This window comes from Kineococcus sp. AC630 (assembly GCF_979255925.1).
The window spans coordinates 1-25,664 of sequence record NZ_CEEDMJ010000012.1; the positions used below are offsets into that span (position 1 = coordinate 1).

Below are 25,664 nucleotides of genomic sequence, written 5' to 3' on the forward strand. Positions count from 1 at the left end.
CCCCAGGCCGCCGAGCCCACCGCGGACCCGAGCGCGCCGCCGACGAAGTACGTCGTCATGTAGACGGAGTTCAGCCGGGAGCGGGCCGCCGGGCGCAGGGGGTAGACGACGTTCTGGTTCGAGACGTGGACGGCCTGCAGGAACATGTCGGCCAGCCCGAACCCCAGGACGAAGAGCAGCAGCGACGTCAGCCACGTCGAGGCGGACAACCCCAGCAGCCCCCAGGTGAGCACGAGCCCGACGGCCCCGATCCCCGTGGTGAGCTGACCGCGACCGGCGTCGGCCATCCGGCCGGCGACCGAGGCCATCGACGCCCCCGCCACCCCGGCGAGGCCGACGAGGCCGATCTCGAGCTCCGACATCCCGAACCGCGGACCGGCCAGCAGGAACGTCGTCGTCGCGAACAGCACCGAGATCCCGGCGAAGCCCAGTCCGCCCAGCAGGGCGCGGGTCCGCAACCGCGGGAGCTCCGCGACGAGACGGGCCCCGGACCGCAGCGTGGCGAGGTAGCCGCCCGTGGCCTGCGGGACGCTGCTGGGCAGCTTGCGCCGCAGGACCACCGCGATGACCACCAGACCGACCGCGACCACGGCGTAGGGCGCGTGCCAGCCCGCGACCTGCGCCAGCGCACCCGAGACGCTGCGCGCCAGCAGGGCCCCGATGAGCAGCCCGCTCATGACCGTCCCGACGGCGCGACCCTCCCGGCCGGGTTCGGCCAGTTCCGCCGCGAAGGGGACGAGGACCTGAGCCGCGACGGAGAACACCCCCGCGATCGCGGTCCCGAGCACGAGCACGGCGTAGTTCGGGGCGAGCGCGCAGACGGCGTGCCCGGCCGCCGCGAGCAGCGCCAGGACGGTGAGCAGCCGGCGACGCTCCAGCAGGTCCCCCAGCGGGACGACGAGCAGCAGCCCGAGGCCGTAGGAGACCTGGGCCACGGTCACCAGGGCCGCGGCACGGCCGTCGCTGACGGCGAGGTCGCCCGCGATGGTGTCCAGCAGCGGCTGGTTGACGTAGTTCCCCCCGACGGTGAGTCCGGTGGCGACGGCCATGACGAGCAGGAGCGGTCGGGTCAGCACGACCCCATCGTCGTCTGCCCCGGGTACGACTGTCCAAGCGGTCGAACCGGCTCGATCGATCGCACATCGCGATCGACGGGTGCCGCCGGGGGTACCGTCGGCCGGTGACCCCCCTGCAGCTGCGCTGCGTCCTCGCCGTCGCCGACGGCCTGCACTTCACCCGGGCCGCCACCGACCTCGGCATCGCGCAGTCGGCCGTCAGCCACCAGGTCGCGACCCTCGAGGAGGAGCTCGGGACCCCGCTCTTCGAGCGCACCAGCCGACGGGTCCGGCTCACCGCGGCCGGTGAGGCGGTGCTCCCCCGCGCCCGCGCGGTGCTCGCGGAACTCGACCGGTTGCGCACCGACGTGGTCGCGGCCTCCGGCGCGATCGAGGGCCGGCTGCGGATCGGCACGATCCCCACGCTGCCCGACCTGCGGATCCACGAGGTGCTCGCCGCGCTGCACCGCAGTCACCCCGGGATCCGCGCCACCGTCACCGTGCACAGCAGCGAGGTGTCCCTGGCCCAGGTGGCGGCGGGGACCCTGGACGTCGGCGTCGCCGGGTTCCCGCTGGACTCCCCACCCACGGGCGTGGAGGTCGAGGTGCTCGCCACCGAACCGCACGTCGCCGTCGTCGCCGCCGGGCACCCGCTGCGGACGCGCCGACGGGTCCGCCTGCGCGACCTCGCCGGCCTGCCCTTCGTCGACTTCCCGGCGGGTACGGGCGGACGGCGCCAGAGCGACGAGGCCTTCACCGCGGCCCGCCTCGCCCGCGACGTCGTGGTGGAGACCGACGACCTCCCGCTGCTGCTGGACCTCGTCCGCTGCGGCCTCGGGGTGGCCCTGCTCCCGGCCTCCGCGGTGGGCCCGGCCCAGGGGGTGCACACCCTGGCCGTCACGGACGGGCCCGCCCGGCGCAGTTGCGTCCTGCACGCGGGGCCCGGGTCGTCGGCCGCGACCCGGGCGTTCCTCGCCGAACTCCGTGGGCACCTGAACCGCGAGGGTGGTTGACCACTCGCAACTCACGGTGAGAACGTTCTCAGGCCTCGACACCGACGTCTGGAGTGCTCCGTGCAGAACCTCACCCGGAAGAACCTCACCCGACGCACGATCCTCACCGGCATCGCCGCCACCACGGCCACCGGAACCCTCGCCCCCGCGGCCCGGGCCGCCGACCGGGGTTCCCCCTGGGCCGACCGGGCCGGGAGCGCCTGGCGGGCCCTGCTCGACCGCTTCAGCGTGGACGACGGCTCGGGACTGTTCCGCGAACAGCTCCCCGTGGGTCCCGACGACCCGGCGTACTCCTACGAGTGGCCGTTCTCGCAGGCCCACGTGGCGGCCCTCGACCTGATGGGGATCCCCGGCGGCGCGGGCCGTCGCTACCGCCACGACCTGCGCGATCTAACTGCGGCGCAGCAGCTCTACTGGACGAGCGCCGGAACGACCGGTCTCCCCGGGTTCGCCTCCGCCCCGCTCCCCCCGTACGCCGGCGGCGGCGACCTGTTCTACGACGACAACGAGTGGGTGGGACTGCTCGACGTCCAGGCCCACGGGATGGCACCGAACCCCACCGCCCTGCGCGAGGCGCGCAGGATCTCCGACCTCGTCGAGTCCGGCTGGGACGTCGACCCAACGCACGCCGATCCCGGCGGGGTGTTCTGGACGCAGGCGCCGTGGAGCACCGACCGCAACACCGTGTCGAACATGCCCGGGGCCGAACTCGCGCTGAGGTTGTTCCAGTTCACCGGCGAACGCCGCTACCTGGACCGCGCGCAGAAGTACTACACCTGGACCAACCGGTACCTGCAACGTCCCGACGGCCTGTACTCCGACCACCTCGGCCTCGACGGGACGATCGAACCGACGGTCTGGTCCTACAACCAAGGGGTTCCCGTCGGGGTGAACACCCTGTTCCACCGGGTGACCGGTGAGCGCAGGTACCTGCGCGAGGCGCGCCGCGTCGCCGACGCCTCGATCGCCTACTTCGTCGACGGCGGTCGCGTCGACGACCACCCGCCGTTCTTCAACTCGATCTGGTTCAAGAACCTGATGCTGCTCGAGTCCGTCGTCGGCGGCTGCACCTACCGGAACGCGATGGCGGCCTACGCGGAGCGGGTCTGGCGCCACCGCCGCGACCCCGCCACCGGGTTGTTCCACTTCCCGCACGACGGCGTGCTGGACGGTTCCACCCAGCTGCTCGAGCAGGCCGCGGTGGTGCAGGTGTTCGCGGTGCTGGCCTGGGACCCCGCCGACCACGCGACGCTGTACTGACGCGAGGCCCCTCCGGGGTGACCGGTCCGGGAACGAGAAGACCCCCCACCGCACGGTGGGGGGTCGCTCGGCGCTGCGGGGTCCTCAGGGGACGATGAGGCCCACGGTCTGGGTGCGCGCACGCTCGAAGCGCGAGGCCGCGTCCGCCCAGTTCGCGACGTTCCACCAGGCCTTGACGTAGTCCGGCTTCACGTTCTTGTAGTCCAGGTAGAAGGCGTGCTCCCACATGTCCAGCACCAGCACCGGCACCAGACCCAGGGCGATGTTGGACTGCTGGTCGTAGAGCTGGACGTTGACCAGCTTCTGCCCGATGGAGTCCCAGGCCAGGATCGACCAGCCGGAGCCCTGGATGCCCAGCGCGGTGGCGGTGAAGTGCTTCTGGAAGCCCTCGAAGGAGCCGAAGCTGTCGTCGATGGCCGCGGCGAGCTCACCGACCGGCTTGTCGCCGCCGTCGGGGGAGAGGTTGGGCCAGAAGACGGAGTGGTTGACGTGGCCGCCGAGGTTGAACGCGAGGTTCTTCTCGTGCAGGTTCACGGTGGCGAAGTCGTCGCTGGAGCGGGCTTCGGCCAGCTTCTGCAGGGCGGTGTTGGCCCCGGCCACGTAGGTGGCGTGGTGCTTGTCGTGGTGCAGCTCCATGATCGCCCCGGAGATGTGGGGTTCGAGCGCGGAGTAGTCGTAGGGAAGGTCCGGAAGCGTGTAGTCAGCCATGCGTTTCCTCTTCACTCCTCGTCAACGTGACGTGCGTGGGACGAGAGCCGGCGGCACCGACCCCGCCTCGCACCGTGACCATCGCGCAGCCACGAGGCGTGCGCAACCGGCGGTGGAAAGCGTCTCACCGCGTGATCACCCCCGGCGCGCCGGGGTCGGCCCGGGACGAGCACCTACGCTGGGGCCATGAGCACCGTGCCCGAGGCCGTCGGGGACCCGAGCCGGGACGCCCCCGCGGCCGGCGTCCCGGTCGTCGGCTTCGACCTGGACATGACGCTGGTCGACTCCAGCGACGGGATCACCGCGACCCTGCGGGCCGTGCTCGCCGAGGTCGGCATCACCGTCACCGCCGCGGACACCTGGCCCTACGCCGGGATGCCGCTCGAGCTCATCCTCGCGGGCCTCGCCCCGGGGACGCCCGCGGCGACGATCGAGACCCTCACCGCGCGCTACCGACAGCTCTACCCCTCCCTGGGGATCGCCTCGGTGCGCGCCTACCCCGCTGCCGCCGCGGCCCTCGCCGCACCGGCTGCGCACGGTGGGCGCAGCGTCGTCGTCAGCGCCAAGCACACCCCGAACGTGCACCGCGTCCTCTCGGTCACCGGCCTCGCCGGGGCGGTCGAGGACACCGACGTGACCGGCGACCTCTTCGCCGAGGCCAAGGGGCAGCGGCTCGCCGAGCTCGGAGCGACGGCCTACGTGGGCGACCACCCGGGCGACGTCCGGGCCGCGCAGGTGGCCGGAGCCGTCTCCGTGGCGGTCACGACCGGCTCCCACGACGGGGCCGCGCTGCTCGACGCGGGAGCCGACGTGGTGCTCGCCGGCCTGGAGGACTTCCCCGACTGGCTCGCCACCCACGCCGCCGACCTGCAGAACGGGAAGCGCGCGGTCCCCCTCCCCCGTTAACCTGGGGGGGACCGCCGGTACGGCGCGTCCCGGGCTCCTCGCCCGCGGGTGCACCGCAGCCGGCTCTCACGACACCGAACGCACACCCGCCGGAGCGCGCGGACACCCCGCAGCGCCCGCACCGCAAACTGGAGAAGGTTCCTGTGCCGACTGGCAAGGTCAAGTGGTTCGACGCCGACAAGGGATTCGGCTTCCTCGCCGCCGAGGACGGCGCCGAGGTCTTCGTGCACGCCTCCGCGCTGCCCACGGGCACGGCGACGCTGTCCAAGGGCAGCCGCGTCGAGTTCGGCGTCGTGCAGGGCAAGAACGGGACGCAGGCACTCTCGGTGCGCCTGCTCGACCCGGTGCACTCCGTCGCCCGCGCCACGCGGAAGAAGCCCGAGGACATGGTCCCGATCGTGGAGGACCTCATCAAGCTGCTCGACGGCGTCTCCGGCACGCTGCGCCGGGGTCGCTACCCCGACAAGAACGCCGCGGGGAAGTTCGCGACCGTCCTGCGCGCCGTCGCCGACGACCTCGAGGCCGGCGCGTGAGCGAGGACACCGCGGACACCGCGGACACCGCTCCCGGGGCGAAGAGGGCGAAGCGCGCCCGCAAGCCCTCCCTCGACGCCGCTGCCGGCGGTGCCGTCGAGCTCGCGCGCGCCGCGGCCGAGGACGTCGCCGAGGCGGGCAGCGTGGGTGAGCACCTCGACGCCTCCGCCGAGGGCGACCGCATCGTCAGCCACGCCTTCGCGTGCCTGCTGCCGGGCTACCGCGGCTGGCGCTGGACGGTCACCGTGACCCGCGCCTCCCGCGCGAAGAACGTGACGGTCAACGAGGTCTGCCTGCTGCCCGGCGAGGACGCCCTGCAGGCGCCGACGTGGCTGCCCTGGGACCAGCGCATCGCCCCCGGCGACGTCGGCCCGCAGGACACGCTGCCGCTCCGGGAGGACGACCCCCTCCTCGACCCGGGCTACGAGTGGACCAGCAACGCCGACGCCGACGAGCTCGCCCTCTGGGAACTCGGTCTGGGTCGCGAGCGCGTCCTGAACCTGGCGGGCCGCGACGAGGCCGCGACCCGCTGGTACGAGGGTGACCGCGGCCCGAAGAACGAGATCACCGAGCACGCCAAGGCGCCCTGCTCGACCTGCGGGTACTTCCTCCCGCTCGCCGGCTCGTTGCGTCAGGTCTTCGGCGTCTGCGCGAACGAGTGGTCCCCCGAGGACGCACGGGTCGTGAGCCTGGACCACGGCTGCGGCGCGCACAGCGAGACCGACGTCGAGGTCACCGCGGACGCCCCCGCCGTCCCGCTGATCGACGACCTCGACCCGGAGGGGCTGGAGCTGGTTCCCTCGGGGACGGGCGCCGACGAGCCGCTCGAGGACGGGCTCACCGCCGGAGCCGGCAGCTGACCGACGCCCACGGGGTCGATCCGTTCGGCACTGCCACCCTGCGCGCCCGCGTCCTCGCCGCCTGGAACGACTCCCCCGCGCGGCTGCGCGAGGACGCCAACGCCGAGGAGGACGCCTCCCTCGGCGCCTACCGCGACCGGCTCGTCGTCGAGCTCGCCCAGAACGCGGCGGACGCCGCGTCGGCCGCGGGCGTCGAGGGCCGGCTGCTGCTGCGCCTGCTCGACGACCCGGCCGGGGGTCCGGGCCGGTTGCTGGCCGCGAACACCGGCACCCCGCTGGACGCCGCCGGCGTGCAGGGTCTCGCGACGCTGCGGGCGAGCGCCAAGCGGGACCCGGCCACGACGGTCGTCGGCCGGTTCGGCGTGGGTTTCGCCGCCGTGCTCGCGGTCTGCGACGATCCCGCGATCCGCTCGGTCCAGGGTGCCGTCCGCTTCTCCCGCAGCGCCTCCGCCGACCTGCTGAGGTCACGGGGCTCCGCCGCGCTGGTCGCCGAGGTGGACGGTCGTGACGGTCACGTCCCGGCCCTGCGGCTGCCGTTCCCCGCTCCCGACGCAGCGGCCGTCCCCGCGGGCTACGACACCGTCGTGGAGCTGCCGCTGCGCGACGCCGACGCGCGGGACGCGGTCGAGGCGCTGCTCACGGGGTCCCTCGGGGGTGTCGACGACGTGCTGCTGCTGGCCCTGCCGGCGCTGGCCGAGATCGTCGTGGAGGTCCCGGGTGCGGCCCCTCGTCGCCTCGCCGACGTCCACGAGCGGTGGCGGGTCCTGCGCCGCAGCGGTCGCCACGACCCCGCCGACCTCGCCGACCGCGGGGTCGAGGACCGGCGGCGCCTCGGCTGGCAGCTGACCTGGGCGCTGCCCACCGTGGCGGCGGCCCGCACGCCCGGGGTCGTGTGCGCCCCGACCCCGACCGACGAGGACCTCCCGTGGCCCGCGGTGCTGGTGGCCACGTTCCCGCTGGGTCCCGACCGGCGCCGGATCGCGCCGGGACGGGCCGCGGACGTCCTCCTCGACGCCGCCGCCGACGCCTTCTGCGCGCTGCTCAGCGAACTCGCCGGCGACGGCGGGGACGCCCTCGCCCTGCTGCCCTACGGCGCCGCGGCGGGTCGCGTCGACGCCGAGCTGCGGCTGCGCGTCCTCGACCGCGCCCGGGACGCCCCCGTGCTGAGTGCGGTGGAACGCGTCGACGGCGCACCGATGCTGCTGCGGCCGAGTTCCGCGGTGGCGCTCACCGGTGCAGGAGCGGACGACCCCGCCCTGCTCGGGGCCCTCGCCCCGGCGCTGGCCGGTCTCGTGGCGGCACCGCGCGCGGTGGACCGCCTGCTCACCGAGCTCGGGGTGACGCGCCTCGGTCTGGCCGACGTGCTGGACCTGCTGCCCGGTCTGGACGCCGAGGGCAGCCGCGAGCTGTTCGCCGCGCTGGCCCCGCTCGCCGCGGACCCCTCCGCGCGGGAGGCGATGTCCGGGCTGCCCGTCCCGCTGCTCGACGGGCGACGCGTCCACGGGGCCCGCGGGACGGTCCTGCTCGACGACCCCGACCTCCTCGGGACGCAGGCCGCGCAGGTCTTCGCCGCGCACGGTCTGCGGGTCGTGGACCCGGCCGCCTCGCAGGGGCCGGCGCGGGAGCTGCTGGTGCGGCTCGGGGCCCGTGAGGGCGGGGCGTGGGCCGTGCTCACCGACCCGGCGGTGCGCGCCGCGGTGGCGACCTCCCCCGACGCCGAGGACCCCGACGAGGTCGCCGCGGCGGTCCTCGACCTCGTCGCCGCCGTCATCGGCTCCCACCCGGGCTCCGCGGCCGAGGAGGAGACGGTCCTGCGGACGGCGCGGGAACTGCCCTGGCTGGCCGACCTGGCCCTGCCCGACGTCGAGGACGACCTCGCGCCGGCCGGCGCGCTGCTGCTGCCCGGGACGCTGGCGGAGCGGGCCTTCGACCCCGACGACGTCACCCCGGTGGCTCCGGAGACGCTGCAGGAGTGGGGGTCCGACGTCCTGCGGGCCGTCGGGGTGCTGTCCGGCCCGGCCCTCACCCACGTCGCCGAACTCGACCTGAACGACCTCGAGGGAGCCGACGACGCGGGGCTGGCGGGTTTCGCCGACTACGTCGAGGACGTCTGGGCGGACCTGGTGGAGGAGGGCGAGGCCCTCGTGGCCGACGTCGTCGTCGTCCGCGACCTGGACCTGGTCCTCGACGCCTGGCCCGAGGTGCTGGCCGACCTCGCGGGGTCACCGACGGGGCTGCAGGCCCTGACCGGTCCGTGGACGCTCGGCGCGCACCGGCGTCAGGGTCTGGTGGCGTGGTGGCTGCGCCGTCACGGCCCGCTGCCCGACGTGTCCCGCGCCCCCGACGGTGCGGCCCCGCCGTGGCTGCCGCTCGCCCCGGAGTGGGTCGCGCCGCTGCCCCCGCTCGCCCGGCGTGCCCTCGGCGTGCTCCCCGACCTGGCGAGCGCGAGCGCCGACGACCTCCCCGGGTTGCTGCGGGCCAGCGCCGACTCCCCCCCGGCCGCCGTCGACCTGATGCTGCTCTGGGCCCTGCTGGGTCACTCCGCGCAGGAGGCGGTCTTCGCTGCGCCGCAACGGTTCGCCGCCCTCGACGCGGCCGGTGCGGTGGTCGTGGCCGAGGCGGACGACGTCGTCGTGGTCGACTCCCCCGCGTGGGCCCAGCGCACCGACCTGGGGCCCCGGCTGCTGGTCCCCGCCGCCGCGGCGACCGCGGTCGCGGACCTGCTGGAGATCGACCTCAGCTCCGACCGCGGCGCGGGCCGTCTGGAGCACCCTGCCGGGGAGTCGCGCCCGGTCCCCGCGACGGTCGGCGTCCTCGCCGCGGGCGTCCCGGCGACCTGGTCGCAGGTGACCTCGTTGCGGTGCGACGGACAGCCGGTGCGCTTCTGGGTGACCGCGCAGGACGAGGTGATCGCGGTCGACCCGGCCGCCGCGGCCTGCGGGCTGGCGCAGGTCGCGGGTGCGTGGCCGTTGCGCGGGGCCCTCACCGAACTCCTGACCACCGACTCACCGGCCGCCGTGCTGGGCGTGGAGCTCCCCGGCCTCCCCTGAGCGACGTCAGGCCGACGGGGGCGGGGTCCGCTTGTCGCGGCGGTGCAGGAAGGCCAGGCCGATGACGCCGAGCAGCAGACCCGCCACGCACGAGCCGAGCCAGCGTCCCTCGCCCGTGCCGCGGACCTCGGGCACCGCGAGGGCGACGACGAGCAGGACCGCCCACACCCCGAGTCCGACGAGCACGGCCCGACGGTCGTCGGTGCGCAGCGGCGGAGGCGGCGGTTTCGCCTTGGACGGCGGGAGGAACAACGGCACGGGGCCAGTGTCCTCCCCCCGCGCACGATCTGCTGGGATGACCCGCATGGCGCTTGCACCGCAGACCACGGAACCTCCCACCCAGCGAACCGCCCTCGTGACGGGAGCCAGCAGCGGCATCGGCGCCGCCACCGTGCGCGCGCTGGCGGCCGCCGGGTTCTCGACCATCGCCGCCGCCCGTCGCGTGGACCGCCTCGAGGAACTGGCCGCCGAGGTCGGTGGCCGTGCTGTCGCCCTCGACGTGACCGACGACGCATCGGTGGCCGCGATGGCCGCGCAGGTCGGCGACGTGGACGTCGTCGTGCACTCCGCCGGGGGCGCCTTCGGTTCCGACACGGTCGAGAACGGTGACCCCGAGGGCTGGAAGGCCATGTACGACATCAACGTCGTCGGGGTCCTGCGCGTCCACCAGGCCCTGCTGGACGGGATGCGCCGCGGCGGCAACGGCCACGTCGTCGTCCTGGGTTCCATCGCCGGGTTCGAGGTCTACCCCGGCGGCGGCGGCTACACGGCGGTGAAGCACGGGGTGAACGCCCTGTGCCGCACCATGCGCCAGGAACTGCTGGGCGACCCCGTCCGCGTCACCGAGATCGCCCCGGGCATGGTCGAGACGGAGTTCTCGCTGGTCCGCCTCGGCAGCCAGGAGGCGGCCGACAAGGTATACGACGGGCTCACCCCGCTGAGCGCGGACGACGTCGCCGACGTCATCGCCTTCGCCGTCACCCGCCCGCCGCACGTCGACCTGGACAAGATCGTCATGCGCCCGGTCCAGCAGGCCGACGCCGCCCACGTGCTCCGCCGGTAGGCTCGGTCGCGAACGCTCCTCACCCCGGCCGCGTCACCGTGCGCGCCGCGCCGCGACGCCACGACCCGTCGCGCCACGGCACGAGTCCCGTCACCCGCGCCGAGGAGCTCCCCGTGACCACACGCTCGATCCCGCCCGCCCCGGTCAGTTCCCGACTGGCCGGGGTGCGTTCCTCCCCCGTCCGCGACCTGCTGGCCCTGGTCGGCGACGAGGACGTCATCTCCTTCGCCGGTGGTCTGCCCGCGGCGGAACTCTTCGACGTCGACGGCCTGCGGGAGTCCTTCGTCCGTGCGCTGTCCGGTCCGGCAGGACGGCGGAACCTGCAGTACGCGGCCACCGAGGGTGACCCGGAACTGCGGGAACTCGTCGCCGCCCGGCTGACCCGCCGGGGGGTGCCCACCGGTCCCGACGACCTGCTGATCACGACGGGTTCGCAGCAGGCCCTCACGTTGCTCACGACCGCCCTGCTGGAACCCGGCAGCGTCGTCGCCGTCGAGGAACCGAGCTACCTCGCTGCGCTGCAGACGTTCTCGCTGGCCGGAGCCCGCGTCGTGGGCATCGCCTCCGACGAGGACGGCGCGATCCCGGAGTCGGTCGAGGAGGTCTTCCGGGAGCACCGCCCGAGCGTCCTGTACCTCGTCCCCAACTTCGCGAACCCCACCGGCCGGACCCTGTCCGCGCCGCGCCGGACCCGGATCGCGGAACTCGCCGCGGAGCACGGGACGTGGATCGTCGAGGACGACCCCTACGGCGAACTCCGCTACTCCGGTGAACACGTGACCGCGCTGGCCGCCGACCCCCTGCTGGCGGACCGGTGCGTGCACCTCGGCAGCTTCTCCAAGATCGGGGCGCCGGGGTTGCGGCTGGGCTGGGCCCGGATCCCGGGGGCGCTGCGCCCGGCGGTCGTCGTCGCGAAGCAGGCCGCGGACCTGCAGACCTCCACGATCGACCAGGCCGCCGCCGCGGACTACCTGGCCCACACCGACCTCGACGCCCACGTCGCCCGGGTCGTCACCGCCTACCGCGAGCGCCGCGACACCCTGCTGGCCGCCCTGGCGGCGGAACTCCCGGCCGGGAGTTCCTGGTCGCGCCCGGACGGCGGGATGTTCACCTGGGTCCGTCTGCCGGACCCCGACGCGAGCCTGGACACGGCGACGCTGCTGCCCGCGGCGCTGGCGGCGGGGGTGGCGTTCGTGCCGGGGGCCTCGTTCTTCGCCGGGGCGCCCGACCGGGCGACGTTGCGGGTGTCGTTCACGACCCACGCGCCGGACCGGATCGCCGCGGGGGTCGCCCGGCTGGGGGCGGTGCTACGCGCCGAGGATCCCCACCGGTAGCAGCGAGGCGTCCACGGGCCGCCCGAAGAGGTAGCCCTGCCCGCGGTCGCAGCCCATGTCCTGCAGCATGGTCGCCTGGAGCTCGGTCTCCACGCCTTCGGCCGTGACGACCATGCCGTGGGCGTGGGCGAGGCTGATGAGCGCCCGGACGACGGCCTCGGCGCGGTCGGAGGTTCCCAGCGGTCGGACGAAGCTCATGTCGATCTTGAGGAAGCTGAGCGGGAACCGGTCGAGGTAGGACAACGAGGAGTACCCCGTGCCGAAGTCGTCGAGGCCGACGCGCGCGCCCATGCTGCGCAGTTCCCCGAGGCTGGCCCGGGTCGTGCTGGAGAGGTCGATGAGGGTCCGCTCGGTGACCTCGCAGAGCAGGGACGTGCCGGCGGCACCGGTGGACTCGACGCTGTGAGCGAGGCGGTGCGCGAACGCGGGGTGCTCGAGGGTCTTGCCGGAGACGTTGAAGGAGACCTGGAGGTCGACGTCGGCGCGACGCCACTCCCGCAGCTGCCGCAGCGCCTCGCCGAGGACCCAGGTGTCGACGTCGACGATCAGGCCGGTGTCCTCGGCGGTGTCGACGAAGTGCTTGGGCTCCAGCAGTCCCTCGACCGGGTCCTCGAGGCGGACGAGGGCCTCGGCGGCGACGAGCCTGCGGTTGTCGCGCAGGTCGACGATGGGTTGCCAGACCACGCGCAGCCCGTCGGTGCGCAGGGCCCGGCGGACGCGGTGCTCGGCGTCGCGGCGGGCCTGGGCCTGCTCCCGCATGGCGGAGTCGTAGACGGCGACGCGGTCCCGGCCGCCGTCCTTGGCGCGGTAGAGCGCCATGTCCGCGCTGCGGAACAGGTCGTCGGCGGTGCCCTGGTGCCCGACGGCGATCCCGGCGCTGGAGGTGCACACGAAGGGTTCCGGCAACCCGGGCAGCAGCATGGGCGAGCGGAGTCGGCGGAGCAGGTCGCGGGCCATGATCGAGGCCGCCTCGGGACGGGTGATCCCCGGGACCATCACGACGAACTCGTCGCCCCCGAGGCGGGCCAGGGTCGCCCCGGGCGGGGCGGCGTCCTCGAGGCGCACGGCGACCTGGCGCAGCAGGGCGTCGCCGATCTGGTGGCCGAGGGTGTCGTTGACGAGCTTGAAGCGGTCGAGGTCGAGCAGGACGAGGGCGACGGCGTCGACGGCGGTCGCCTTCTCGAGGGCCTCCGCGAGGCGCATGTCCATGACGGAGCGGTTGGCCAGGCCCGTGAGGGAGTCGCACTGGGCGAGCCGGACGAGTTCCCCGGTCGACTTCTCCCCCGCCGAGACGTCCAGGACGAGACCCTGCACGACGCTGGAACTCGTCGTGGCCAGGGGGACGCTCATCCCGAGGAACGTGCGCTCGGTGCCGTCGGTGGAGCGGACGCGGAAGGGGTAGGGCGCGGAGGTCCCGGCGTGCGCGGCGGGGTCCTCGACCCCGGTGAAGGGGCCGCGGTCGTCGGGGTGGACGCCGGCCCGCCAGGTCTCGAGGTCGGGGTCCGGGTCGGAGGCGTTGCGCCCCAGCATCTCCCGCAACCGGTCGTCGAGGCGGAGGACCCCCGTCACGGGGTCCCACGACCAGGAGCCGAGCCCGGCGAGGCGCAGCGCTCCGGACAGCAGCAGCTGCGCGCTGGTGGACTCGCGGTCGGCGCGCTGGGCGTCGGCGGTGGCGACGAGGGCCCGCCAGGAGGCCCCGCCGGCGGCGGCGAGCACCTCGAGCGTGGGCGTGGTGGTGTCGGCGACCCCCCAGACCGCGAGGCGCGGGGCCAGCGGGTGACCGGGGACGAGTTCGACGACGGCGGACGGGGACATCCGGGTGAGGTCGCTGCCGGTGATCCGGCGGCCCTGGACGAGCAGGATGTCCCCGCGCGCGGCCAGCACCTCGAGTTCGCGGTGGCGGGAGCGGGCGACGGTCTCCAGCAGCAGGACGCGCTGGTGGCCGCAGCGGTGGACCTCGGAGACGAGCTCCTCGGCCAGGGAGGTGAGGTCCCGGGACTCCGCGAAGCGGCGCTGGGCCCGCAGCAGGGCGGCACCGGCGTTGAGGTGGGTCGTGACCGTCGTCCGCACGACCAGGTCGGACTCCTCGTCGAGGTCGACGTGCACGGAGCCGTCGTCGTGCGCCTGCTGCTCGGCGACGGCCGCCGCGGCACGTTCCAGGGCCCGTCGTGCTCTGCGGGTGGCCGAGGCCGCCGGGGATCCACTCACTCGTCCGCTCCACCCTCCGCGCCACGGGACAGGAACGCCCGCCGAACCACTACGCAACGTCACCGACTCTAACGCGCCGTAGGCCCCCACGGAAGCTCGGTGCGATTCTCACAGGTCCACCACCCAACTGGTTGCCGTTGGTAATTAGCCGCCCTAACGACTAAGCTCGACGTCGTGCCTGCCGCCCGTACCGATCCGAACCCCACTGCCCTCGACCAGCTCGCGGTGGACCTCCGCGTCTCGCTGCTGCGGACGGCCCGGCGGTTGCGGGCGCAGAAGAGCGTCGACGAACTCTCCGACGCGCAGTTCTCGGTGCTGGCGCACCTGTTCACGCAGGGTCCGCGCACGCCCGGGGAACTCGCCGAGGCCGAGCACGTGCGCCCCCCGTCGATGACCCGCACGATCGCCGGTCTCGTCGAGCAGGGACTGGTCACCCGCACCGACCACCCCGACGACGGTCGCCAGGTCCTGATCTCGGTCACCGAGCGCGGCCGGGAGGTGGTCGAGGAGACGCGGGCCCGACGCGCGGCCTGGCTGAGCCGGCGGCTCGAGAGCCTGACCGAGGCGGAACGCGCCACCCTCGCCGAGGCCGCCCGCATCCTGCGCACGGTGATCAGCGAGTGAACCAGACCTTCCGATCCCTGCGGCACCGCGACTACCGGCTGTGGGCCGGTGGCGCCGTCATCTCCAACACCGGCACCTGGATGCAGCGCGTCGCCCAGGACTGGCTCGTCATCCAGGTCCTCACCCACGGGTCGGGCACCGCGGGCGGGATCACCACGGGCCTGCAGTTCGGTCCGATCCTGGTGCTCGCGCCCATCGCGGGGACCATCGCCGACCGCTTCCCGCAGCGCCGCACGCTGATGCTGACGCAGGCGGCGATGGGCTTCCTCGGACTCGTCATGGCCGCCCTCGTGCTGTCCGGGCGGGCCGAGCTCTGGCACGTCTACGTCCTGGCCGTGCTCCTCGGCTGCGTCTCCGCGATCGACGGGCCGGTGCGCCAGACCTTCGTCAGCCAGCTCGTCCCGCGCGAGGACCTGCCGAACGCGATCGGCCTGAACTCCGCCTCGTTCAACTCCGCCCGGCTGATCGGCCCCGCCCTCGCGGGCGTCCTGATCGCCTGGATCGGGACGGGACCGGTGTTCCTCCTCAACGCGTTGTCCTTCATCGCCCCGATGTTCATGCTGCACCTGATGCGCCCCGCCCACCCCGTCCCGCGGGAGCGGGCCGCCAAGGGGACGGGAGGCATGAAGGAGGGGCTGGCCTACGTCCGGGCCCGTCCCGACCTGCTGGCGATCTTCGCCCTCGTCGGGGTCATCGGGACGTTCGGGCTGAACTTCCAGCTGACCAGCGCGCTGATGACGAGTGTGAAGTTCCACACCGACTCCGCCGGGTTCGGCCTCGCGGGGACGGTGCTGGCGGTCGGCTCGCTGGCCGGCGCCCTCGTCGCCGCACGCCGCGAACGTCCCCGCTACCGACTGGTGATCGGGGCCGCGTTCCTGTTCGGGGTGCTCGCCTCGGTGGCCGCCCTGATGCCGACCTACGCGCTCTACCTGCTCGTGCTGCCGTTCATGGGCCTGGCCTCGCTCACCCTCATGACCTCCGCCAACGCGACCGTGCAGATGAGCACCGAACCCCGCATGCGGGGTCGCGTGATGGCGATGTACATGTCGCTCATGCAGGGCGGCACCGTGATCGGCGGCCCCGTCGTCGGCTGGATGGGCACGCGCTACGGACCGTCGTGGTCGATCCTCGTCGGCTCGATCCCCTCGATGCTCATCGCGATCGCCGTCGGGATCTACCTGCTGCGCCGCGCCAGGGTCCGGGTCAGCTACTCGCTGAAGAACACCCCGCACCTGCGGGTCGTCCCGATCGACGCCGGCACCCGCGACGCCGCCGCGGCCTGACCGCTCGCCCGGCCCGCACCTGCAGCGCGACCGGGTCAGGGCACCACGTGCCAGCGACGAGGACCGAGGCCCACCCGTTCCAGACCCCGCCGTCGGGCCTCCCGGAGACGGAACACCGTGCGGCGTCGGGCAGCGGACCTCGTGTCCAGCGACGTGAACCGCACGACGACGAGGCCGGCCTGCTCCAGACCCTCCTGGCGCACGTTGTCGACGGTCGTGACGTCGAGCAGCAGGTGCCCACGACCGTCGAACTCGCCCACCGTGCCCGCTTCCTCGTCGAGGAGGTCGGGACGCCCGAGGTGGTGACCGTCCTCGTCCACGACCCGCACGTTGACCCGGGGTTCCGGCAGCCCGGCGTCCAGGCGCCAGATCATCCTCAGCTCGGTCTCCTGGGGCGAGCGCACCCCGGCCACCGACAGGTCGGCGGCAGCCCGCGCCACGGGCGCGCCGCGCAGACGGGGGTGCTCCTCCAGGTGAGCCGTCACCTCCGGACCGGTCGTCGCGCCGGTCGCCCAGAGCGCGTCGATCGCCACCACGCCTCGACGGGGCTCCCTCGACAGGCGCGCGAGGTCCACCGCCGTCCTGGTCCCACTGGTCACCGGCACTCCCCTGACCGAGGTGACCTCGTCCGGGTCCAGGGTCGACCGCAGGGTCCTGATGCCGGGACGAGGTCGCAGCTGCCGGTTCCGCGGGAGGCAGACCAGCACGGGGAGCTCGCGACCTGCGACGACACCGTCGAGGTCACGCGCTCCGTGCAGGTGAGCCGCAGCCCAGCCACCGATGACGGCACCCGGTGGCAGCAACGGGACGACGTCGAGGATCCGCCGCTCGACGCTGAACGGCACCGACGCGTCCGCGTGCACTCCGCGGAAGGGCCTGCGCACCGCCTGGGCACGCAGCCGACTGTCGGACACCCCACGGGCCAGCAGCTCGCTGCGCCGCAGGGCGGTACCGACCAGTGGCTCGGGAACGTCGCTCCGCATGCGGCGCAGCATGTCCCGGGAGGTGCCCACCACGCTCCGTCGTTGTGGACAACTCCACCGTGTGACGTTGCGACCCGCCCGAAGGCCGCGAACGGGTCGCAACGTCACACGGTGAGGGGTCCAGGGCAGGGCCGGCCCGGGGCGAGAATGGGGGCGTGCCCACCGAGCTCACCTCCGCCCTCGCCGACGTCCGCGCCCTGCTGCTCGACACCGAGCAGCTCGCCCGGGCCGTCGCGGCAGGGCGTCGCAAGGGGCTGGAACCGCCGGCGGCGGAGCGGGTCGAGGTCCGGCCGGTGCAGCTGAAGAACGGGCCGCACCTGCAGTTCACGGCTCGCACCGGTCCCGTCGTGAGCACCCGCAACGTCGCGGTGGCCGACGCGGGGGCTGCGGTGGACGAGCTCCTCTCCCAGTCCTACGGCAACCTGCACGTGGAGACGGCGGACGAGGTCGTCCAGGTCCGGATCACCAAGAAGGGCGACGCCCAGGTGCACCGCGCCCCGGCCCGGCAGGCCGCCGGACCGCAGCAGCACGACCGGAGCAAGCAGCGCCTCGTCGACCCCGACGACCCGCTGTTCCGCGTCCTCGGCGCCGGCGGCGACAAGCGCCGGCAGGTCGAGGCCTTCGTCCGCCAGCTCGCGCCGCTCACCCCCGCGGTGGTCGAGCGGTCCGGGCCGGTGCTGCGCGCGGTCGACCTCGGCTGCGGCAACGCCTACCTGACCTTCGCGGCGCACCGCTGGCTCAGCGGGCAGGCGCACGCGAGCGAGCGGGAGCTCGTGACGGTCGGGGTCGACGTCCGTCCGGACGTCGTGGCCACGGGCCGCAAGGCGGCCGCCGACGCGGGCCTGCCGGGGCTGGAGTTCACGGTCGGCTCCATCGAGGGCGCCACCCCGTTCCCGGACGCGACCCCGGACGTCGTGATGGCGCTGCACGCCTGCGACACCGCGACCGACGAGGCCCTGGCCCGCGCCGTGCGCTGGGACGCTCCCCTGGTGCTGGCCGCGCCGTGCTGCCACCGCGACGTGCAGCGTCAGATCGCCGGGCACGCCTCGCCGCTGGTGCGGCACGCGATCCTGCGCGAACGCTTCGCCGACGTGCTCACCGACACCCTGCGCAGCCTCGTGCTGCAACTGCTCGGCTACCGCGTCGAGGTCGTCGAGTTCATCGACTCCGCGCACACCCCCCGCAACGCGATGATCCGCGCCGTGCGCGCCGGCCGTCCGCAGGGTTCACGACTGGCCGAGCTGCTGGACGAGTTCGACGCGCTGACCGGCGCCTGGGGCGTGGAACCCGCCCTGGCCCGGATGCTGGCCCCGGAACTCGCGGGAGTCCGTCAGACGCTCGCGTAGGTGAGGCACTTCGTCGCACCAGAGGCCTCGGTGCCCACCTCGATGGTCGCGGCGGTGCAGCTGAGGTCGGAGTTGTGCGAGCAGTCGCTCAGCTGGCACGCCCCGACGTGGCCCTCGGCCGTCGAACCGTGCTTGGCCGGGATGCCGAGGAAGGTCCCGCAGTGGTTCGCGCCGTGGTCGCCCACGGTGATCGTCGGGGCGTGGCAGGAGACGTCAGCGTTGAACGTGCAGCCGCTGGCGGAGCACTGGTGGATCGGGGTCAGGTCCAGGTTCACGGTCGCCATGCGTCGAACGTAGCCACGCACCCGGCGCCTGACTAGGCAGGACTGCCTGTCCTCAGCACCGGCACGACGTGGTCCACGCACCGCGTCAGGGCGCGCACGTCCTCGGGGTCGACCGCCGGGAACATCCCGATCCGCAGCTGGTTGCGCCCCAGGCTCCGGTAGGGGAAGACGTCGACGATCCCGTTGCTGCGCAGCACCTCCTGCACGGCGTTCGCGTCGATCGAGGCGTCCAGGTCGATCGTCGCGACGACGTTGCTGCGCGCCGCCGGCTCGGTCACGAAGGGCTGCGCCCACTCCCGCGAGCCCGCCCAGTCGTAGACGATCCCCGCCGATTCCGCGGAGCGGCCCGCCGCCCACGCCAGTCCGCCCTGCGCGAGCATCCACTCGACCTGGTCGGCGAGCATCACCAGCGTCGCGACCGCGGGGGTGTTGTAGGTCTGGTCCTTGCGGGAGTTCTCGACCGCGATCTGCAGGTCCAGCGACGCGGGGGTCCAGCGCCCCGACGCACCGGTCTCGCGGACCCGGTCCAGCGCGGCGGGCGAGAGCAGCGCGATCCAGAGCCCACCGTCGGAGGCGAAGGACTTCTGCGGCGCGAAGTAGTACGCGTCGGTCTGCGAGACGTCGACGGCGAGGCCGCCGGCCCCGGAGGTCGCGTCGACGACGACGAGCGGACCACCCTGCGCGGGGGTCGGGCCCTCGGGGCGCAGCACGGGGGCCATCACCCCGGTCGAGGTCTCGTTGTGCGGCCAGGCGAGCACGTCGACGCCGTCGGCGACCTCCCCCAGGCGGGGCAGGGTCCCCGGTTCACCGCGCACGACGACGGGTTCGGCGAGGAAGGGTGCTGCCGCGACGGCCGCGGCGAACTTCGAGGAGAACTCCCCCAGCACCAGGTGCTGGGAACGCTCACGGACCAGGCACAGCGCCGCGACGTCCCAGAACGCGGTGCTGCCGCCGTTGCCGAGCACGACCTCGTAGCCGTCGGGCAGCGCGAACAGCTCCGCCAGACCGCTGCGCACCCGGCGCACCAGCGACTTCACCGGCTCCTGGCGGTGGGAGGTCCCGAGGACCCCCGGGCCGGCGGCGACGAGGGCGGCCACCTGCCCGGCCCGCACCTTGGAGGGCCCGGAGCCGAACCGGCCGTCGCCGGGGAGCAGCTCGGAGGGAATGCGCAGCGCGGGGTCGTCCAGGTTCACGACGCGATCCTCCCGCACGCGCGCGCCCGGCCGCGCAGGGACACCATGGCGGAGTGGACCTCGAACGCTTCGTCGCCGCCTCCGACACCACCCACGACCGGGCCCTCGCCGAACTGCGGGCCGGGCGCAAGACCTCGCACTGGATGTGGTGGGAGTTCCCGCAGCTGCTGCTGGGGAGTTCCCCGACCTCGGTGGAGTTCGCGCTCTCCGGAGCGGAGGAGGCCCGCGCCTACCTCGCCCACCCGGTGCTCGGGGCGAGGCTGCGGGAGAACTGCCAGGTCCTGCTCGACGGTGCGGCCGACGACGCCCGCGCGGTCTTCGGAGCGGTCGACGAGGTGAAGCTCCGCAGTTCCCTGACCCTCTTCGCCGCCTGCTCCGACGAGGACCTGTTCGACCTGGTCCTGGCGAAGTTCTTCGGAGGCGAGACCGACCCGGCGACCGAGCGGCTGCTGGGCTCCGCAGGCTGAGCGGCGCCGGTCAGACGAACTCCTCGAACCGCTTGCGGGCGGTGCGGACGACGTCGTCGGGGTCCTCGGCCCACCAGTGGGAGGAGAGGATCTCCACCTCCACGGGTCCGTCGTAGCCGGCCGCGGCGACCAGTCCCGACAGCCGCGGCAGGTCGATCACGCCGTCCCCCATCATCCCGCGGTCCAGCAGCAGGTCGGTGGTCCGCGGCAGCCAGTCGGAGACGTGGTAGCCCCGGACGCGACCGTGGGCCCGCGCGAGCTGCGCGTCGAGGTCCGGGTCCCACCAGACGTGGTACGCGTCGACCACGACCCCCACCCCGTCACCGAGGTCGTCGCAGAGGTCGAGGGCCTGGCGCAGCGTCACGACGACCGAGCGTTCGGCGATCATCATGGGGTGCAACGGTTCGATGGCCAGGGAGACGCCCCGGTCGCGGGCGTACGGCAGCAGGTCGGCGATGCCGTCGTGCACCCGGCCCCGCGCGGCGGCGAGGTCGCGATCGGTCAGCGGACCGCAGACCAGGACGAGGGCGTCCGCGCCCAGCGCCGCCGCCTCGTCCACGGCGGCGCGGTTGTCGGCCCGGACGTCGGCGGGGTCACCGGTGGTGAACATCCCCCCGCGGCAGACGGAACTGACGTGGATCCCGGAGTCGGCGACGAGTCCCACGGCCCGGTCGAGGCCGACGGCGGCGATCTTGTCGCGCCAGAGCGCCACGGCGCCGACGTCGTGGCGGACGCAGGCGTCGAGGGTCTCGGGCAGGCCGAGGGAGTTCACGGTGATCTGGTTCAGGCTGAGCTGCGCGGGGTCCATCGTCACTCCGTCGTCGTTGCTGGAATGCGCTTTCCCGATCAGCCTGGCACAGGGTCTCGCGCAGGGTCAACGTCACAGCCCTCCCCTGTGACGACACGCGACCCCGGGCCTTCCGGACGCCAGCGACGAGGAGGAGTCTGAGGTGGTGCTCCGTGTCCCGTCCCGTTCCGTCGTGCGCCCCCTGGTGCCCGGCCTGCTCGTCATCGCCGCCGCCACCGCGATCGCCTTCGGGGTCGAAGGGGTCCTGCACGCGCTGACCGCCTCGACGGTGGCCGTGGCGCTGGGGGCCCTGCTGCGCAGCACGGGGACGTTCCGCTCGCAGTGGCGGCCCGCGACGGGGTTCGCCTCCCGGCGCCTGCTGCGCATCGCGGTGGTGCTGCTGGGCCTGCAACTGCCGCTGGCGGGGATCGCGGCGCTGGGCTTCGGCGGGATCGCCCTCATCCTCGGCGTCGTCGTCGTGACGTTCTTCGGGACCCAGCTCATCGGCCGCGCCCTCGGGCTCCCCCCGGCCCGGTCGCTGCTGGTGGCGACGGGCTTCTCCATCTGCGGCGCCTCCGCCATCGCCGCCGTCCGCCCGGCGACGGACGCCGACGACGAGGACACCAGCACCGCGATCGCCCTGGTGACCCTCTGCGGGACGCTGGCGATCGTCTTCCTGCCGCTGCTGCGCCAGCCCTTCGGCCTCGACGTCCAGGAGTTCGGGGCCTGGGCGGGCGCCAGCGTCCACGACGTCGGTCAGGCCGTCGCCACCGGTGACCGCGTCCCCGGCGCCCTCGCCACGGTCGTCGTCGTGAAGCTCTCCCGCGTGCTGCTGCTGGCCCCGCTCGTCGCCCTCGTCGCGCTGCGGCGTCGGCGGACCGTCGGGGCCGACACCGCGCAGCGCCCGCCCGTGCTGCCGTTCTTCGTCGCCGCCTTCGTGGTGGCCGTCGCCGTGCGCGCGACCGGCGTCGTCCCCGACGCCGTGCTGGGCGACGCCCAGCGGATCCAGTCGATCCTGCTGGTCGCCGCCCTCTTCGCCCTCGGCACCGGCATCGACGTCCCGCACCTGGTGCGCACCGGTGGGCGGTCCCTCGTCCTCGGGCTCAGCTCCTGGGTGCTGGTCGCCGGGATCGCGCTGGCCGGCGTGAAACTCCTGCACGTCGGCTGAGCACGCTCAGAACAGATCGGCGAAACCCATCGCGACGAGGTTGTCGTGGGAGGTCTGCAGCGCCTCCCAGACCGTGCGGCCGTAGAGCAGGTCCTGCTCGACGAGCAGGAACTCCGCGCCGCTCGCGACGGCGACCGGGACGATCGAGGGGAAGTCGAGGTTCCCCTCCCCCACCTCCGCGAACTGCACGACGTCGCTGAACTCGCGCATGAAGGCCGCGCGGTCGCCCGCGGCGAGGGCCTCGAAGGCCGCAGGCCGGATCTCGCCGATCCGGTAGTCCTTGAGGTGCACCATCCGGACCCGGCCGGCGTACTGCTGGATGACCGCGACCGGGTTCACCCCACCGCGCTGCAGCCAGTGCACGTCGAGTTCGAGCCCCACGTTCGGCGCCCGGTCGGCGATGACGTCGAGCATGTAGCGACCATCGAACTTGAGGAACTCGATGTGGTGGTTGTGGTAGTAGAGCCGGATGCCGCTCTCCTGCAGGCGTGCCGCAGCCGCCTCGGCGCGGTCGCAGAAGTCCAGGACCTTGCCCAGCTCCGTCATGCAGTCGAAGGGCAGCATCCCGATCCGGACCATGTCGCTGCCCAGACGGCGACAGTCGGCCACGATCTTCTCGAGGTCACCCTCGAGCGCGTCGTTGGCCCCACCCGGTTGCGGGGTCAACCCGGCCGACAGGGCCGCGATCTCGATCCCCAGCTCGTCCCGGGCCTTCTCGAGCTGGACCACGTTGTCCTCGGTCATCGGGATCTGCGAGACCTCGATCGCCCCGTACCCGATCTCACGGACCCGGCGCAGCGTCTCGAACGCGCCGATCTCGGCCACGCTCTCGCGCAGCATCATCGCCTGCACACCGATCTTCGCCATGTCCTGCTCCTTCTCGGTCGATCGGATCGTTCAGTCGCGTGCGACGCACGCCTCGACCGAGGTCACCGGCCGGTGTCCCGGGCCGGGAAGAGGCCCTCCTCGGTGATGCGCTCGTTGAGCAGCTTCAGGAAGAGGTCGTCGTCGAAGTCGAGGCCGACCTCCTGCCCGGTCCAGCTCGAGAGGTGCACTGCGTTGGCCAGTCGCACCCCGAGCAGTCCGTCCGCACCGGGCGCGAGCAGCGGTTCGTCGTGCAGGACGGCGGCCGCGAAGTTCGCGAGGACGCCGACGTGCTGCTCGCCCCACTGCGAGGCGAACTCAATGGTCTCCTGGGTGTGGAACTGCGTGGAGTCCAGCTGCCCCCGGAACAGCTGCCGGACCTGGTCCATCCCCAGGCCGGCGGACAGGTCGCGTTCGGGTTCGCGCAGCCGGGTCACGGTGGCGACCTTGCTGCCCTCGACGACGATCTTCCCCGCGTCGCCCTGGATCTCCAGCCGGTCCGTGCCCACGAGGTCGTGCGTCGCGGTGACGAACACCCCGGTGGAACCGCCGCCGAAGTCGGCGAGGACGGTCACCTCGTCCTCGACGGCGATGTCGCGCTGCAGTCCGTAGGACACCTTGGCGAAGACCGACTCCGGCACCCCGCAGATCCACTGCCACAGGTCGAGCTGGTGCGGAGCCTGGTTCACCAGGACACCGCCGCCCTCCCCGCCCCAGGTGGCGCGCCAGGCGCTCTGGTCGTAGTAGCCCTGGGGCCGCCACCACGTGGTGATGATCCAGTTCGAGCGGATGATGCGGCCGATCTCACCGGCCTCGACGATCTCCTTCAGCCGGCGGTAGAGCGGGTTGTTGCGCTGGTTGAACATCACGCCGAAACGCAGTTCCGGGTGGGCCGCGGCGACGGCGTTCATCTGCTCGACCTGCCGGCCGTAGACGCCGGCGGGCTTCTCGACGAGCACGTGGACGCCGCGCTCCATCGCCGCGATCGCCAGCTCCGGGTGCAAGTAGTGCGGCACGGTCGTCACGACCGCGTCGACGTCACCGCTGTCGAGCATGGCGATCACGTCCTCGTGCGACGGCACGTCCGGGAAGTCGGTGCCGGCGACGGCGCGCCGGGCCGGGTCGACGTCGGCGATCGCGCCCAGGGTCATCCCCTCGACGCGGCCCTCGGCCACGAACTTCGCGTACATCGACCCCTGGGTGCCGAACCCGGCGATCCCGATCCTGACGGTGGTGCTCATGCGGACGTCCTCCTGTGCGAGCTGGTCGTGGGTGTCGGGGGTCTCACGCCGGCGGCGGGAGGGGAGCGTCGCGCAGGCGGTACAGGACCTCACCGGCGTGCGGTTCCACGAACGTGTCCGGATCGGCGAGGAACTCCGCGACGTCCACGCTCGCCGGGTCGAGGTAGCCGAGGTTCACCGCCCGGGCGACGTCCTCCGGGATGCCCGTCGCCAGCGTCACGGTGACGCGGTTGCGTTCGCCGTGCTCGGCGTCCCAGGTCCCCTGCCCGCGCAGGTGGGTGGAGTGCGCGAGGTCACCCCACGGCTGGTCGGAGAACCTCTCCCACTGCCCCGTGAAGTAGTCGCGGTTGTGGTACCCGATCTCGGTGATGTGCGGGTGCATGACCGACACCTGCGTGATGTGCGGCGCGTAGAGGATGAGTTCGCCCCCGTCGGCCACGACGGGTTCGAGCTTGTAGAAACCCTTCGCGGCGGTCCAGAGGTCCTCGTACTTCTCGGGGACGATCGAGAGGACGCGCCGGAACGGCCGGTCCAGGTAGGTGACGTGGGTCTGCGTGGAGACCTCGGCGCAGGCGGCCCAGGCGTCCTCGGGCGTGCCGAAGGCCGCGGCGTGCAGCACGTCGGTGCCGGACGCGACGACGAGGCACAGGGCGAGGCGCTGCGCGGGGACCATCGCCGCGGCCTCGTTGATCAGGGCGCGCACGGGGGTGACCCCGCGGCTGCCGATCATCGCGGCGCTGGTGATGAGCGCTCCCACCCAGTGCGAGACGTCGATGACCTGCTGCCCCGACACCCCGGGGAAGAAGTACTTGTTGCCGCCGGAGAACCCCACGACCTCGTGCGGGAACACCGGCCCCACGACGAGCGCGACGTCGGCCTCGGCGACGAGGCGGTTGATCGCCACCTCGACGTCCGGCCCCGTCAGCAACCCCCCGGTGAGTTCGGCCAGGCGCTGCGCGGGGATCGTGCCGAGGGTGGTGAACGTCGCCGGGTCCCACGAGGCGTGGTTGACGACGTTCCACCCCGGGTAGACCGCCTCCGGGTCACCGACCGGGTGGCCGAGGTGGCGGGCGAGCTGCTCCTCGCTCATGCCCTGGTGGGTGCCGAGGGCGATCACGACGTCGACGCTGCTCGCCCGATCGGCCAGGCCCGCGTGCACGGCCCGCAGCAGCTGCGGCAGCGGGCAGCTCCGGGTGGCGTCGGGGACGACGAGGCAGACCCGCTTCCCGTCGACGTCGGTGCGGGTGACGACGTCGCGGACGAAGGCGTCGACGGCGGCGGGGTCGAGGCGTTCGCCCGGGCCGCCGATGACGTCGGCGCGGGTGGGATCACCCGGGTCGGTGCCGTAGCTGTCCGCCCACTCTGGTCTCGCGGTGACGTTCACCCGCCGAGCCTGGATCTCGGCACCCGGGGCTGTCGAGGGGGGACGCCCTG

General features: G+C 73.6%; 24 protein-coding genes. 13 read left to right on the forward strand and 11 right to left on the reverse strand.

The genetic code is table 11. The features are described from left to right. Positions 1 to 1,076, reverse strand: a 1,076-nt coding sequence (locus tag AC0I8G_RS13750) for an MFS transporter (protein ID WP_471730409.1), incomplete at its 3' end; no start/stop codon positions are given. 104 nt (positions 1,077 to 1,180) lie between these two features. Here AC0I8G_RS13750 and AC0I8G_RS13755 point away from each other — a divergent pair. Together AC0I8G_RS13755 and AC0I8G_RS13760 are read left to right on the forward strand one after the other, a co-directional pair. Next, the gene (locus AC0I8G_RS13755; RefSeq protein WP_471730410.1) at positions 1,181 to 2,068 is read left to right on the forward strand and encodes a LysR family transcriptional regulator; all 888 of its coding nucleotides are present in this window, start codon (positions 1,181 to 1,183) and stop codon (positions 2,066 to 2,068) included. A gap of 60 nt (positions 2,069 to 2,128) precedes the next feature. Next, entirely contained in the window at positions 2,129 to 3,328 is a 1,200-nt protein-coding gene (locus AC0I8G_RS13760) for a glycoside hydrolase family 76 protein (protein WP_471730411.1), read from the forward strand. Positions 3,329 to 3,412: 84 nt separating this feature from the next. Here the strand turns inward: AC0I8G_RS13760 and AC0I8G_RS13765 are convergent, their stop codons facing one another. Next, positions 3,413 to 4,036, reverse strand: coding sequence for a superoxide dismutase (locus AC0I8G_RS13765; RefSeq protein WP_328295278.1), 624 nt, complete (start codon positions 4,034 to 4,036; stop codon positions 3,413 to 3,415). Between the two features lie 186 nt (positions 4,037 to 4,222). On the opposite strand from AC0I8G_RS13765, the gene AC0I8G_RS13770 reads away from it, so the two are divergent. From AC0I8G_RS13770 to AC0I8G_RS13785, 4 genes are all read left to right on the forward strand, one after another. Continuing rightward, a complete protein-coding gene (locus AC0I8G_RS13770; protein ID WP_471730412.1) occupies positions 4,223 to 4,942 on the forward strand; it encodes an HAD family hydrolase in 720 nt (239 codons plus the stop codon). A gap of 143 nt (positions 4,943 to 5,085) precedes the next feature. Beyond that, entirely contained in the window at positions 5,086 to 5,475 is a 390-nt protein-coding gene (locus AC0I8G_RS13775; protein ID WP_380157520.1) for a cold-shock protein, read from the forward strand. Then, positions 5,472 to 6,335, forward strand: coding sequence for a DUF3027 domain-containing protein (locus AC0I8G_RS13780; RefSeq protein ID WP_471730413.1), 864 nt, complete (start codon positions 5,472 to 5,474; stop codon positions 6,333 to 6,335). Before AC0I8G_RS13775 ends, AC0I8G_RS13780 begins: the two co-directional genes overlap by 4 nt. 38 nt (positions 6,336 to 6,373) lie before the next feature. After that, positions 6,374 to 9,385 (forward strand): sacsin N-terminal ATP-binding-like domain-containing protein, encoded by a 3,012-nt coding sequence (locus AC0I8G_RS13785; RefSeq protein WP_471730561.1) that lies wholly within the window; start codon positions 6,374 to 6,376, stop codon positions 9,383 to 9,385. A gap of 6 nt (positions 9,386 to 9,391) precedes the next feature. Here AC0I8G_RS13785 and AC0I8G_RS13790 read toward each other — a convergent pair whose 3' ends face one another. Further along, the gene (locus AC0I8G_RS13790) at positions 9,392 to 9,643 is read right to left on the reverse strand and encodes a DUF2530 domain-containing protein (RefSeq protein WP_471730414.1); all 252 of its coding nucleotides are present in this window, start codon (positions 9,641 to 9,643) and stop codon (positions 9,392 to 9,394) included. 46 nt (positions 9,644 to 9,689) lie between these two features. On the opposite strand from AC0I8G_RS13790, the gene AC0I8G_RS13795 reads away from it, so the two are divergent. Together AC0I8G_RS13795 and AC0I8G_RS13800 are read left to right on the forward strand one after the other, a co-directional pair. Next, complete coding sequence (locus AC0I8G_RS13795) at positions 9,690 to 10,448, forward strand: SDR family NAD(P)-dependent oxidoreductase (RefSeq protein WP_471730415.1); 759 nt, start codon at positions 9,690 to 9,692, stop codon at positions 10,446 to 10,448. Positions 10,449 to 10,561: 113 nt separating this feature from the next. Further along, positions 10,562 to 11,782 carry an aminotransferase-like domain-containing protein gene (locus tag AC0I8G_RS13800; protein ID WP_471730416.1) on the forward strand — a complete coding sequence of 407 codons (1,221 nt, stop codon included), beginning with the start codon at positions 10,562 to 10,564 and terminating at the stop codon, positions 11,780 to 11,782. On the opposite strand, the gene AC0I8G_RS13805 is transcribed toward AC0I8G_RS13800, so the two are convergent. Next, on the reverse strand, positions 11,756 to 13,990 hold the full coding sequence (locus AC0I8G_RS13805) for a putative bifunctional diguanylate cyclase/phosphodiesterase (protein ID WP_471730417.1): 2,235 nt from the start codon (positions 13,988 to 13,990) through the stop codon (positions 11,756 to 11,758). The two genes, AC0I8G_RS13800 and AC0I8G_RS13805, sit on opposite strands and share 27 nt — an antisense overlap. Positions 13,991 to 14,164: 174 nt before the next feature. On the opposite strand from AC0I8G_RS13805, the gene AC0I8G_RS13810 reads away from it, so the two are divergent. Both AC0I8G_RS13810 and AC0I8G_RS13815 read left to right on the forward strand, forming a co-directional pair. Next, positions 14,165 to 14,614, forward strand: a complete 450-nt coding sequence (locus AC0I8G_RS13810; protein ID WP_471730418.1) for a MarR family winged helix-turn-helix transcriptional regulator — start codon at positions 14,165 to 14,167, stop codon at positions 14,612 to 14,614. Further along, the gene (locus AC0I8G_RS13815; RefSeq protein WP_471730419.1) at positions 14,611 to 15,897 is read left to right on the forward strand and encodes an MFS transporter; all 1,287 of its coding nucleotides are present in this window, start codon (positions 14,611 to 14,613) and stop codon (positions 15,895 to 15,897) included. Before AC0I8G_RS13810 ends, AC0I8G_RS13815 begins: the two co-directional genes overlap by 4 nt. A 35-nt stretch (positions 15,898 to 15,932) precedes the next feature. On the opposite strand, the gene AC0I8G_RS13820 is transcribed toward AC0I8G_RS13815, so the two are convergent. Further along, positions 15,933 to 16,913 (reverse strand): hypothetical protein, encoded by a 981-nt coding sequence (locus tag AC0I8G_RS13820; RefSeq protein WP_471730420.1) that lies wholly within the window; start codon positions 16,911 to 16,913, stop codon positions 15,933 to 15,935. Positions 16,914 to 17,035: 122 nt separating this feature from the next. Between AC0I8G_RS13820 and AC0I8G_RS13825 the strand changes: the two genes are divergently transcribed. Further along, positions 17,036 to 18,226 carry a class I SAM-dependent methyltransferase gene (locus AC0I8G_RS13825; RefSeq protein ID WP_471730421.1) on the forward strand — a complete coding sequence of 397 codons (1,191 nt, stop codon included), beginning with the start codon at positions 17,036 to 17,038 and terminating at the stop codon, positions 18,224 to 18,226. Here AC0I8G_RS13825 and AC0I8G_RS13830 read toward each other — a convergent pair. Both AC0I8G_RS13830 and serC read right to left on the reverse strand, forming a co-directional pair. After that, positions 18,211 to 18,510 (reverse strand): DUF1540 domain-containing protein, encoded by a 300-nt coding sequence (locus AC0I8G_RS13830; protein ID WP_328295268.1) that lies wholly within the window; start codon positions 18,508 to 18,510, stop codon positions 18,211 to 18,213. The two genes, AC0I8G_RS13825 and AC0I8G_RS13830, sit on opposite strands and share 16 nt — an antisense overlap. A 32-nt stretch (positions 18,511 to 18,542) precedes the next feature. Further along, positions 18,543 to 19,703: a phosphoserine transaminase gene (serC, locus tag AC0I8G_RS13835; protein ID WP_471730422.1), complete on the reverse strand. Its 1,161-nt coding sequence runs from the start codon at positions 19,701 to 19,703 to the stop codon at positions 18,543 to 18,545. A 53-nt stretch (positions 19,704 to 19,756) separates the two neighbouring features. On the opposite strand from serC, the gene AC0I8G_RS13840 reads away from it, so the two are divergent. Continuing rightward, on the forward strand, positions 19,757 to 20,170 hold the full coding sequence (locus AC0I8G_RS13840) for a DUF1810 domain-containing protein (protein WP_471730423.1): 414 nt from the start codon (positions 19,757 to 19,759) through the stop codon (positions 20,168 to 20,170). A gap of 10 nt (positions 20,171 to 20,180) precedes the next feature. Here AC0I8G_RS13840 and AC0I8G_RS13845 read toward each other — a convergent pair whose 3' ends face one another. Next, complete coding sequence (locus tag AC0I8G_RS13845; protein ID WP_471730424.1) at positions 20,181 to 20,978, reverse strand: sugar phosphate isomerase/epimerase family protein; 798 nt, start codon at positions 20,976 to 20,978, stop codon at positions 20,181 to 20,183. A 142-nt stretch (positions 20,979 to 21,120) separates the two neighbouring features. Here AC0I8G_RS13845 and AC0I8G_RS13850 point away from each other — a divergent pair, with 142 nt between their 5' ends. After that, a complete protein-coding gene (locus AC0I8G_RS13850) occupies positions 21,121 to 22,125 on the forward strand; it encodes a YeiH family protein (RefSeq protein ID WP_471730425.1) in 1,005 nt (334 codons plus the stop codon). A 6-nt stretch (positions 22,126 to 22,131) separates the two neighbouring features. On the opposite strand, the gene AC0I8G_RS13855 is transcribed toward AC0I8G_RS13850, so the two are convergent. The 3 genes from AC0I8G_RS13855 to AC0I8G_RS13865 all read right to left on the reverse strand — a co-directional run bounded on the left by AC0I8G_RS13855 (position 22,132) and on the right by AC0I8G_RS13865 (position 25,614). After that, on the reverse strand, positions 22,132 to 22,992 hold the full coding sequence (locus AC0I8G_RS13855) for a sugar phosphate isomerase/epimerase family protein (RefSeq protein ID WP_471730426.1): 861 nt from the start codon (positions 22,990 to 22,992) through the stop codon (positions 22,132 to 22,134). Between the two features lie 62 nt (positions 22,993 to 23,054). Beyond that, positions 23,055 to 24,230, reverse strand: coding sequence for a Gfo/Idh/MocA family protein (locus AC0I8G_RS13860; RefSeq protein ID WP_471730427.1), 1,176 nt, complete (start codon positions 24,228 to 24,230; stop codon positions 23,055 to 23,057). Positions 24,231 to 24,273: 43 nt separating this feature from the next. Further along, positions 24,274 to 25,614: a lactate racemase domain-containing protein gene (locus tag AC0I8G_RS13865; RefSeq protein ID WP_471730428.1), complete on the reverse strand. Its 1,341-nt coding sequence runs from the start codon at positions 25,612 to 25,614 to the stop codon at positions 24,274 to 24,276. Positions 25,615 to 25,664: the final 50 nt, after the last annotated feature.